The sequence below is a fragment of the Clostridium kluyveri DSM 555 genome, assembly GCF_000016505.1.
Lineage (GTDB): Bacteria > Bacillota > Clostridia > Clostridiales > Clostridiaceae > Clostridium_B > Clostridium_B kluyveri.
Genome location: NC_009706.1, coordinates 943,692 through 955,302, shown reverse-complemented (window position 1 = coordinate 955,302; position 11,611 = coordinate 943,692). Strand labels below are relative to the sequence as shown.

At 28.8% G+C, this 11,611-nt stretch carries 11 protein-coding genes and 1 other RNA gene; 3 read left to right on the top strand and 9 right to left on the bottom strand.

Translation table 11 applies throughout. The features are described from left to right. The first annotated feature begins 459 nt into the window (after positions 1-459). Positions 460-762 (top strand): hypothetical protein, encoded by a 303-nt coding sequence (locus CKL_RS04675; protein ID WP_012101331.1) that lies wholly within the window; start codon positions 460-462, stop codon positions 760-762. Between the two features lie 248 nt (positions 763-1,010). Here CKL_RS04675 and CKL_RS04670 read toward each other — a convergent pair whose 3' ends face one another. Next, complete coding sequence (locus CKL_RS04670) at positions 1,011-1,409, bottom strand: hypothetical protein (protein ID WP_012101330.1); 399 nt, start codon at positions 1,407-1,409, stop codon at positions 1,011-1,013. Positions 1,410-1,673: 264 nt separating this feature from the next. Here CKL_RS04670 and CKL_RS04665 point away from each other — a divergent pair, with 264 nt between their 5' ends. Together CKL_RS04665 and feoB are read left to right on the top strand one after the other, a co-directional pair. After that, positions 1,674-1,952 carry a FeoA family protein gene (locus tag CKL_RS04665; RefSeq protein WP_012101329.1) on the top strand — a complete coding sequence of 93 codons (279 nt, stop codon included), beginning with the start codon at positions 1,674-1,676 and terminating at the stop codon, positions 1,950-1,952. 11 nt (positions 1,953-1,963) lie between these two features. Then, entirely contained in the window at positions 1,964-4,081 is a 2,118-nt protein-coding gene (feoB, locus tag CKL_RS04660) for a ferrous iron transport protein B (RefSeq protein ID WP_012101328.1), read from the top strand. 125 nt (positions 4,082-4,206) lie between these two features. On the opposite strand, the gene CKL_RS04655 is transcribed toward feoB, so the two are convergent. The 8 genes from CKL_RS04655 to dnaG all read right to left on the bottom strand — a co-directional run bounded on the left by CKL_RS04655 (position 4,207) and on the right by dnaG (position 11,490). Continuing rightward, positions 4,207-4,518 carry a hypothetical protein gene (locus tag CKL_RS04655; RefSeq protein WP_012101327.1) on the bottom strand — a complete coding sequence of 104 codons (312 nt, stop codon included), beginning with the start codon at positions 4,516-4,518 and terminating at the stop codon, positions 4,207-4,209. 333 nt (positions 4,519-4,851) lie between these two features. Then, an RNA gene (gene rnpB / locus CKL_RS19565) (RNase P RNA component class A) lies at positions 4,852-5,210 on the bottom strand. Between the two features lie 96 nt (positions 5,211-5,306). Then, a complete protein-coding gene (locus tag CKL_RS04650; RefSeq protein ID WP_012101326.1) occupies positions 5,307-6,017 on the bottom strand; it encodes a zinc ribbon domain-containing protein in 711 nt (236 codons plus the stop codon). 89 nt (positions 6,018-6,106) lie between these two features. Further along, positions 6,107-6,922, bottom strand: a complete 816-nt coding sequence (locus CKL_RS04645; RefSeq protein WP_012101325.1) for a Nif3-like dinuclear metal center hexameric protein — start codon at positions 6,920-6,922, stop codon at positions 6,107-6,109. Beyond that, the gene (locus CKL_RS04640; RefSeq protein WP_012101324.1) at positions 6,913-7,602 is read right to left on the bottom strand and encodes a tRNA (adenine(22)-N(1))-methyltransferase; all 690 of its coding nucleotides are present in this window, start codon (positions 7,600-7,602) and stop codon (positions 6,913-6,915) included. Before CKL_RS04640 ends, CKL_RS04645 begins: the two co-directional genes overlap by 10 nt. 48 nt (positions 7,603-7,650) lie before the next feature. After that, positions 7,651-8,538, bottom strand: a complete 888-nt coding sequence (locus CKL_RS04635; RefSeq protein ID WP_012101323.1) for a PH domain-containing protein — start codon at positions 8,536-8,538, stop codon at positions 7,651-7,653. A gap of 94 nt (positions 8,539-8,632) precedes the next feature. Further along, positions 8,633-9,697: an RNA polymerase sigma factor RpoD gene (gene rpoD, locus CKL_RS04630; RefSeq protein WP_012101322.1), complete on the bottom strand. Its 1,065-nt coding sequence runs from the start codon at positions 9,695-9,697 to the stop codon at positions 8,633-8,635. A gap of 20 nt (positions 9,698-9,717) precedes the next feature. Continuing rightward, positions 9,718-11,490, bottom strand: a complete 1,773-nt coding sequence (dnaG, locus tag CKL_RS04625) for a DNA primase (protein ID WP_012101321.1) — start codon at positions 11,488-11,490, stop codon at positions 9,718-9,720. Between the last annotated feature and the right edge of the window lie 121 nt (positions 11,491-11,611).

The following is an 11,611-nucleotide window of genomic DNA, read 5'->3' as shown; positions in this document are numbered from 1 at the left end:
TCGCAGCTCAAAAGAATTGCTGGTTTATTCTTAATAAATAAGTTTACCTATCTTTTTTATTCTGTTTAATTTTCAAGGATCACATTTTATCTTTGCTGCCATCTGTTTTCCCAGACAGCTTTTACAGTATATCATCTCATTTTTCTTTTGTCAACATCTTTTAAATATTTTTTTCATATTTATTTGTTTTTCACTATTTTCTCTTAAAAATCTATCTATATTGCATTCTTAAATTTAAATGGAGACTATACATAAAATACTAATAATATTACAATGACACAATAAATTGCATAACATATTACATATCATAATATACTAATAAAATAAAAAACAGTTTTTTATTCTATCAAATTGTAATTATTCAAAAAATTCTTTAATAATAAGTTAAAATGTATTGACTTTCTTCAATATTTATTATGCAATAAGTATATAAAAAACATGGGAGGAGAAATATTAATCATGAAAATTAAAATATCAGATGAAGAACATACTTTTGTCTATGACAATGACACTGAAAGCGTATCTATAAAACAGGATAAACATTCTACAAATTATTGTAAACTTTGGGGGATCAAAAAACTTATAAATCCCGTTAACCAAAGTATAAAATATATTTTGGAAAGTGAAGAAAATGTACCTATGTATGGAGATACTACGATACATAGACTAGCTGAATTTTTTATTAGAGAACAAAAAGTAGATTTAGATAGTATATACGTAGAAGAAAATCTTAAAGTAGATATTGAAAATGAACATTTATAAAGCCTGAAATAAAAATAATAGCAACTTATTCCTGCATGATTAAACACATCATGGAATATAATTAATAATTTTCACAAAATATATAATCTTTCTACTTTTGTAAATAATAAAAGAGCATTTTTGCTCTTTTATTATTTACATAATCTTTTATTTGCCAATTTAAATTTACATTCTTAATTATTATCTTAATTTTTAGACAAACTAGAAAATACCTGAGCCTAGCAGTCTTTGGAATAAATTTTTCAAATCTATTCATCCTTTAATACATCATTTGTACTCACTTGTTTTACTTCTTGAGATTTCAATATTTCTTCACCTATTTGCTTAACATTATTACATATTTCTTTATTTATAGAATCTAATTCATTTTGTGTAAGTCCTGGTATTACCTGCAGTAATCTTTTTTCCATCTCATCTTTTTTCTTTTTTCCTGCTTTCTTTACAGAGCTGAATTCTTCTTCTAATACATAGTACATACCTTTTGCAACACTAAGAGCATGATTATAATTATATGCTCCTTTCCTTGCCACAATAGACTGCTTTTGTAATTCCAGTGCATCTGAAATTTTTTTAAGTACATACGCTGCTATAATTCCAACTATCCCTAAGATAAATTGAACCACTATACTTAACAATTGCTCTCTCATAACTCCTATCCTCCTTAAACTTTATAAAAATACTTTCAATAAAATATATGCTAAAGTTACTACTTTATTAAAAATTTTAAATTATATTATGTAACATTTTCCAGACTGACAGCATACATTATTATTAAAGTTAGCTTTAGGAAACAAAATTAGTCACATGAAACAAATTCAAATACACATCTAATTTTTATGACTATTAGACTATAAAAAATCTTCGATATATTCGAAATATCACATTAAATTTATTTTTTAGGAGGATATTTTATGTTAAAACTTAATAATGTACCTACAGGAAATTATGTTATAATTGATAATTTATTATCCACTGGAATGTTAAGAGAAAGAATGCTTGCACTTGGTTTAACTAAAGGTACTACAATAGAGGTAGTAAGAAAAGGTCCCTCTGGTGATCCTACTGTCTATAACATCAGAGGTGCAATGATAGCTCTTAGGAGCGAAGAATCATCCTTGATTTTAGTGGATTTAAAAAAAATTTTATACAAGAACAACCTATCTTCTGAAATCAGAACAAATATTATATAGGGAGGTTTATAATGGGTTTAACATTTCAATCTACTCAAAATAACTCTTTATCAGACTTATTTGAAATTGAAAAAGAGGAAGGTCAATATGTTATTGCTCTTGCCGGTAACCCCAATACCGGTAAAAGTACAGTCTTTAATGCCCTTACGGGACTTCATCAACATACTGGTAACTGGCCTGGAAAAACAGTAGTAAATGCAAGAGGGAAATTTACACATAATGGTAAAGAAAATATATTAGTAGATCTTCCTGGAACCTATTCACTTTTTGCATCTTCTACAGAAGAGGAAGTAGCAAGAGATTTTATATGCTTTGGCAATTCTGATGCAGTAATAGTAGTCACAGATGCAACCTGCCTTGAAAGAAACCTAAATCTCGTTTATCAAATAATGGAAATTACTAACAATGTGGTCCTTTGTATCAATCTTATAGACGAAGCAAAAAAGAAAAATATTATTATTGACGCCAAAGGAATAGAACAGGAACTAGGTATCCCTGTAGTTTTATGTGCTGCTAGAAGTGGCCTAGGTATAGAAGAATTAAAAGAAACAGTTCACAAAGTTATTATAGGTAAAATTACACCTATACCTAAAATAGTAATATATGAAGATTACATTGAGGAAAGAATTAAGTCTATACAACCTTTCATTGATAAAAAAATAAATTATACAAGCTCAAGATGGCTTGCTTTAAGATTTGTAGATGGTGATACAAAATTAATAGATTTCCTCTCTAATAATATAGATAATGAATCTTTAAAAGAACTATTAAAAATGATAAATTCATCTACTACATATGATGATAAGCTAAACATAAGAGATAATATTTCAAATAATATTTATAAAAAAGCAGAAGAAATAAGTTATAAATATATAAAAGAAAATAAAGCTAAAATAAATAGAGACAGGTTGATTGATAACTACATTACTTCAAAAATTTTTGGTATTCCACTAATGCTTTTAACTTTAGCAATAGTGTTTTGGATTACTATTGCTGGAGCTAATGTACCTTCTGCCATGATAGCAGACTTACTCTTTAGCATACAAGATAAGCTCACCTTATGGTTTAACAATATAAATGCCCCCCAATGGCTTCATGGAGTTCTAATACTTGGACTTTATAGAACTCTAGCTTGGGTTATATCTGTCATGCTTCCTCCAATGGCAATATTTTTCCCTTTATTTACAATACTTGAGGATTTAGGGTATCTGCCGCGAGTGGCCTTTAATCTTGATCATCTATTTAAGAAAGCTTGTGCTCATGGTAAACAGTGTTTAACAATGTGTATGGGATTTGGATGTAATGCAGCCGGTATAATATCCTGCAGAATAATAGAATCTCCAAGAGAACGTCTTATAGCAATTTTAACTAACAACTTAGTTCCATGCAATGGAAGATTTCCTACTTTAATAGCTATATCTAGTATATTCCTTGTTGTTACAAACAGTAACAATACAAGTTTTTTACCCGCAGTAGCTATAACAGCATTAGTTGTCATAGGTATATTTATAACTCTATTAGTGTCTTATATGCTGTCCAAAACTATATTAAAAGGAGTTCCTTCCAGTTTTACTTTGGAACTTCCCCCTTATAGAGTACCTCAAATAGGTAGGGTTTTATATACTTCCATAATCGACAGAACTATATTTGTACTCTGGAGAGCCATAGTAGTTGCTGCTCCAGCTGGTGCTATAATTTGGATACTTAGCAATATATATATTGGTAACTTAAGCATTGTAGGTCATATTGCTGCCTTTCTAGATCCTTTTTCTAAGCTTATTGGTCTTGATGGATTTATATTAATGGCATTTATATTAGGATTACCTGCCAACGAAATAGTACTTCCAGTATTATTAATGTGCTATTTATCAACTGGTTCTCTCATTGAATTTGAAAGTATAGAATCTTTAAAAAAAATATTATTAAATCATGGTTGGACTTATCTTACAGCACTTAATACTATGTTGTTTAGCTTACTGCACTGGCCATGTGCTACCACTCTTTTAACTATAAAGAAGGAGACAGGAAGTTTAAAATGGACAGCACTAGCAGCACTTATCCCAACTAGCATAGCAATTATTGTGTGTTTCATGACAACTATAATATTTAAAATTTTAAATTTAAGTTAGCCTTAAATCTTATCAAGTTCTTCTAAGCTTGGATGGATTTCATTTACAAAAATATTTTTTCCGTTTAAGCCTTAGAAGAACTTATCTAGTCACCAAACAGCGCTTATCCCTTACTATATATGTACTTATTTAACTATTTTCGTATATTGTTTTGATTCCAATATAACATCATTTTTAACATAACTTATGGTTACATTTTTCATCTTTATTATGTTTCCACTATATCCATATAGTTGTACAGAAACATCCTCTTGAGAAATTTTATCTTTAATCTTATCTGCAATATCAAAAACTGTCATAGTATACATACCTTTATCTTTTTTCAGTCCATCCTCACAGACATTAAGTATTAACTTTATATCCACAAATACATTTTTTATATTAACCTGTGAATCGGTTTCATTTTTCAATATATTTAAATTTTTATATTGCTCCATTAGCCTTATCCTCCTATAACCTATAATAGTGTATATTTACATTGAAACTATCTATTTTTTTCATATATTTATTATAAGATAAAAATGTGTAAACATAAGGTTTTTTACTTTAGTATGACAATAGTATGGCAAGTTTTTCTCTACCATACTATTTAATTGTCCGAGTTTCTACATTAAACATAAGCCAATTATCCTACTGTATTGTAGCAAATTATTTATATACTGTCTACTTTATATCAATAAATCTGTAAAAAGCAAAAATAGAACAATATAAAATTGTGGTGATTAGTATAGCAAAATAAAAACACTAAGTCTGAAACCTAGTGTTTTCAATGGGTAAGTAAGTCTATAAGCCGAGTTCTGTATTAGACAATCATCTATCTAGGCCTATTGTTACCAATAGGCTCCAGCGATACTACCCGAAAGCAAAGCGGGCCACTTTTTAATATGCTTTCCTATTCGATCTTGCTTCAGGTGGGGTTTACATAGCCGCAAAGTCACCAATGCGCTGGTGAGCTCTTACCTCGCCTTTCCATCCTTACTGAAGCAATAATTTCTTGTTGCTTCAGCGGTATATTTCTGTTGCACTTTCCTTCAGGTCACCCTGACTGGGTATTACCCAGCACCCTGCCCTATGAAGCTCGGACTTTCCTCTCCTGTAATTATACAGCAGCGATTGTCTGGCTTACTTACGAATTAAATAATATCATAGTTAATAATACATTACAATAAAAATCTGAAATAAATCCTAAGTTAAATTAGATAACAATTAAAAATATCTGTTAATTTTAAGATATTTTATTACAACTTATTATCCTTCCACAGTTATCACAGTAAACTATACCTCTATGATTTTTTACATTATCTATAGTCATAGCAGATACTTTCATTTTACACCCCAAACATACCCCCTCTGATAATCTGGCAGCCCCTGTTCCTTTAATAGAGGATAGCTGATTAAACTTATCCAACAATTCCTTTGGAATCCGCTTCTCAATATCGAGAATATTCTGCTGAGCTTTTTCTATATTTTGTTTAATTTTAATTATTTTTTCACTACTGGTTTTTTTGTTTTTATGAAAATCAGCTTTGAGAGTAATTAGTCTTTTCCCACTACATCCCTTTTGTTGTAACAACTCTTCCTCTTCATATAATAGTTTTAGATTTTTCTCCTCTAATTCTTTCATTTTACTTACTTTTAATTCAATAGATTTTTCCAACGAATTAATCAATTTCAAATCATATTTTAAATTTCTATATAATTTATCCTCTTCAGAAGTTATTTCTTGCTTAATAATATTCAGTTTATTTTCAACATTTTCTATTTCTATTTTATTTTCTTTTAGTTTAGTATCTATAGATTTATATTTTTCTTTTTCCTGTTCAAATTCATTCTTTATTTTTTTCATAGAATGAATACCTAAATCAATTTTTAATTCTTTTTTACATTTCTTTATTATTTCCTTATTATCTTGAATTTCAACGAGCAAATCCAGCATAATACTACCCTCCTTATTAAATTAATTTATCTTCAAATATATGATATTATTACTAAATTAAAAAAGCAGAAATGAACTCACCCTCATTTCTACTTATATTTATACGGACTTCTATTTACTTTTGATAAAATTACAGTATTACAAAATCCATCAAATTCTATTTTTTGCATTAAAACCTCTGCTATTTTTCTCATAGCAGGCCATTCTGTTTCAAAGTGGCCGGCATCAATTACAGCAATTCCTTCTTCTTGAAAATCACTTACATAATGATAAGTAGTATCTCCAGTAATTATACATTCTACACCTAATAGCTTTGCAGAATTAAAATAGCTTTCTCCACTTCCATTTATAACTGCTATTTTATTTATAATTTGGGATTCGCTTCCTGAATATCTCAGCGTGGAAATATTTAAATTATTCTTTACTTTATCGCAGAGTTCTCCTAGTGTAATAGGAACCTTAAGCTCACTAATCCTCCCTATACCACAGTGATCTTCTCCATAATTTTTGATCTCTGAAGGATCAATGATATGACAGCAAGTCAACTGAAGTAATTCCATAATAATATCATTAATCCCTCCTTTTACAGAGTCCAGATTAGTATGAGCAGAATATAGATTTATGTTATTTCTTATTAACTCTATTATCTTCCTGCCAGTTAAAGTATCTGTAGTTACACTATCTGGCCTTTTAAACAATAACGGATGATGGGTAAGTATGAGATTACACTTATTTTGTTTTGCTTCTTCTATTACCTCTAAAGTACAATCTAAAGCTATCAATATAGAAGTTACTTCACTCTTCATGTCTCCTACCATGAGCCCTACATTATCATAACTTTCTTTAAGTATAGACGGAGCATATTTTTCTATTATATTATGTATATCTTCTACCCTTAAATACATTCTATCAGCTCCTGCAATTTTTCTATTTTACTTAATAAATTTACTTTTCTTTTATTTGCCAGTTTCGTATCTTTATTTATATTCAAAATTATCTTATTATAATTGTCAATTTTATTCTTTAAAAATTTAAAAACAAGGCTGTGTTTCTTTTTTATTAATACTTCTCCTACTTCATAAAATATACTGTCTATATATTTAATATCTTCATCATATTTTACTTTTATTATCTCATAAAATTTATTTTCGTCAATACACAATTCTTCATCTAATATTTTAAATCCACTATTATATATATACTTTCTTAATACCTGGGAATGCTGCATAGGTTGAAGAATTAATGATTTTGCGCTCTTGAACACTTCAAGATCTTCTTCTATTATGTCCCTTATAAGATTTCCTCCCATACCTGCAATTACTATTTCCTCAGCTTCCCCCGGAATTATAGTTGAAAGCCCTCTACCTAATCTGCAGTTTATTTTATCTTCCAATTTATGAAGCTTTATATTAAACTCCGCTTTTTTTATAGGTCCTTTATTTATATCAGAAGCTATAGCTCTCCTACAAATTTTATTCTTTACTAGATAAATAGGCACATAGCCATGATCTGTTCCTATATCTGCCATACATTGGCAGTTATCCACCATATTTAATAAAGTTTTAAGTCTTAAACTAATTTCCATATAATTCTCCATTCTAAAGTGGCTTATTGAAAATCATAAGATTCAATATTATCTAAATGTATAAATTATCTTTATCTGCATAACTAAAAAAATTATTGAAACTATCAATGCTGCATATAAAAACTTATAAGAATATTTTTCATCATATCTAGAATAAATATGTCCTGCATAATACATACAAAACAATACCCCCATGTTTAAGAGACCATAACTCATTTGTTTAAATGCAAACTGCCTACCTGTCCCAAATTCTACGGTCGTAAAATTAGGCCGAAAACTAAGAGGCATTTTATCAGGTAAATTTCCATGAAGATATAATATTATTGGTTCTAAAGTAATTAAAATTATAATTATAGCAGTAATTACAAATGGTATAAAGAACTTTTGTTTTCTACTTGGATTAACAATTTTACTTAATTTGTTTTCCCATTCTGAATAAAATATATTTCTTCTATTCAACTCCATTTCAAATTCATAAAAATTTTCCGGGGACAAAGCATAACTTGTTGTGTCTGTTTTTAAATATATAACATTTTCAGTTGAAGTGACAAACATCTGCGTATTACCTATTTTATGAATAAAGGATTTACCTATGGCAAATTTATTTTTACCATATCCCGATACCTTTACTCCCTTAATTCTACCCTTTGACTTCTGATACATTTGAATATTATCAAAAGAAATTTTTTCATTTTTAAGTTTTAAAATGCTAGTTATATATAAATTTTCTGTATCTATAAAATATTTTAATGTTCCACAGACTATAATATAATATAACTGATATAGATTAATGGCTATTAAAGTGAATTTTAAAAGAATGGATATCTCATAAGAATCTACATAATGTATTAAAAATATTAATAAACTATTATATAAAATAGACACACCCAATATAATGTATACCCCTATCCCTTTTGCTGACTTATAAATTTTCACACTGTTCACCACCTTTTCGATACCCATTATAACACAAACTGCACTTTTCACTAAAATGATATCCTATATATAAAAGCACCCTGCAAATGGTGCTTTAATCTAGATAATCCTTTAATTTTTTACTTCTGCTTGGATGTCTCAACTTTCTAAGTGCTTTTGCCTCTATCTGCCTTATTCTTTCTCTAGTTACATTAAATTCTTTTCCCACTTCTTCTAAAGTCCTTGCTCTTCCATCATCTAATCCAAATCTTAACCTTAATACTTTTTCCTCTCTTGGAGTTAAAGTATCCAGTACATTTATGAGCTGTTCTTTAAGCATAGTAAAAGCTGCTGCTTCTGCTGGAGCCGGAGCCTCATCATCAGGTATAAAGTCTCCCAGATGGCTATCTTCTTCTTCTCCAATTGGAGTTTCTAACGATACTGGTTCCTGTGCTATTTTCATAATTTCCCTGACTTTATCCACGGGCATCTCCATTATCTTAGCTACTTCCTCTGCATGCGGTTCTCTTCCCAGTTCTTGAAGTAACTGTCTTGAAACTCTTATAAGCTTATTTATGGTTTCCACCATATGAACTGGTATTCTTATAGTTCTAGCCTGATCTGCTATTGCCCTTGTAATTGCCTGCCTTATCCACCAGGTTGCATAAGTACTAAACTTAAATCCTTTCCTATAATCAAATTTTTCCACCGCCTTTATAAGACCTAAATTCCCTTCCTGAATTAAATCTAAAAAAAGCATTCCCCTTCCCACATACCTTTTTGCTATACTGACTACTAGTCTTAAATTAGCTTCTGCTAATTTCTTTTTGGCAATTTGATCTCCTTCTTCTATTTTTTTTGCAAGGGACATTTCTTCTTCAGGTAAAAGCAAAGGTACTTTACCTATTTCCTTTAGATACATTCTTACGGGATCATCTATGGCAATGCCTTCTGGAACCGATAAATCTAAATTTTTTTCATTTAATTCTAGCTCATTCATATCTCCATTCACTTCTATTCCCATAGATTCAAGTACCTCATATATTTTTTCTATTTGCTGTGGACTTAAATCTACTTCTTGTAATTCATCCATTATTTCTTTATAAGTTAAAGTGCCGTTTTTTTTACCTTTTTCTATGAGCTTCTTAACTAATTTTACTTTTGCACTTTTATCTTTCATTTACTTGCCTCCCTTGACCATTACTGTATTTCACCTATTCTTTTTTGTATTCCCATCAACTGTTGTGCAAACTTCAGAGATTCTTCCAAATTTCCTTTAGATTCATATTCCTTTATTTTTCCAATAATATTTTTTTTATATTCTTCCAATTTATATTTTTTTATTCTATTTATAAAATTATGTAACATATTCATCCATTCTTCATTATCATATTGAACTTCTGTTTCCATAATATTTATCCATTCTTTAGACGTATCTATATCTACACATTTTAATTCTATATACTTTTTTCTTTTTTGTGCATCGTCATACTTCATATTTTCAATTATATATTCATATATTTTTTTATGACTTTCTAGTATAAGTTCACCATTTCCTATTTTATTCAAACTATATTTAAAAGCTTCATCATTTTCTAGTATAAGCTTCAAAAAAGCTCTCTCTGCCTTTAAATATGCGGGTTCTAAATATAATTTTTGTCCAAAACCCATATCTATATTCATATTTACATCTTTTTTTACATTTTTTTGTGCATTTATATTCAACATGTCATGAAGTATCTGTTCCTTTATACCTGTATCTTCCCATAACTTCTTTATATGTATTTCTCTTTCTATGGGATTTAACTCGACCAATATTTTTAACACTTTTTCTGTATACTTTGCAATATCTTGTGAATTATTGAAATCTATATTCTTTTTTATATTTTTAATTCTATACTCTATTAAATCATCAGCTTCTTGTATAAGCTCCATAAATGATTCTCTTCCATTATTTCTAATAAATTCATCTGGATCTTTTCCCTGAGGTATAGATAGAATCTTCACCTCTAAGCCTACATTTTTAAGTATGCTCATACTTCTCAATGTAGCTATTTCACCTGCCTTATCCGCATCATAGGATAATATTACCTTATCTACATATTTTGCCATGAGCTTTGCCTGATTTACAGTAAGAGCTGTTCCTAAAGAAGCTACAACATTTTTTATACCATATTGATGGAGAGATATACAATCCATGTACCCTTCTACAATTATGAGAGTTCTAGATGTATTGCTTTTTATAGCAAAATTTAACCCATAGAGATTTACACCTTTTTTAAATAAAGGAGTTTCTGGTGAATTTAAGTATTTGGGCTTTGAATTATCTAATACCCTACCTCCAAATCCTATTATCTTTCCCCTATAGTCAAATACCGGAAACATTATTCTATTTCTAAATCTATCATAATAATTTCCTTTTTCACTTTTAATTATAAGTCCATTTGAAACCATATCTAACTCTGTAAATCCTTTGTCTTTTAAAAAATTCATCATATGATTCCAACTATCATTAGAATATCCAAGACCAAATTTTATTATGGTATGTTCCGTTATACCCCGGTTTAATAGATATGATTTAGCGGATTTATTCTTATTTAGAGAATAAAAAAAATATCTAGCTGCCTCTACATTTAACTTATATAAATTCTCAAATGTACTTTTTCTATTATTTTTATTTTTACTTAAGTCTATATCTATATTTACTCTATCTGCCAACAATTCTATTGCTTCTAAAAAGTTTAAATTTTGTGACTTCATTATAAAAGTTATTACATTGCCTGCCTCTCCACATCCGAAACATTTATATATTTGCTTATCTCTAGACACACTAAAAGAGGGAGTTTTTTCATTATGAAAGGGACATAGCCCCAAATAATTCCTACCTGATCTTTTTAGCTTTACCTTTTCAGATATTACATCTACTATGTCATTTTCCTCTTTGATTCTTTGAATGACATCTTCCGATATCACTAAATTCCCCCCTATCTTAAATTATTACGCTCAAGAATAAATATATTCGACATAAATTACTATATTCCTTCCTTAAAAATAAATATTTTTCTTTTTTTAATAAGAATATATTATATATAAT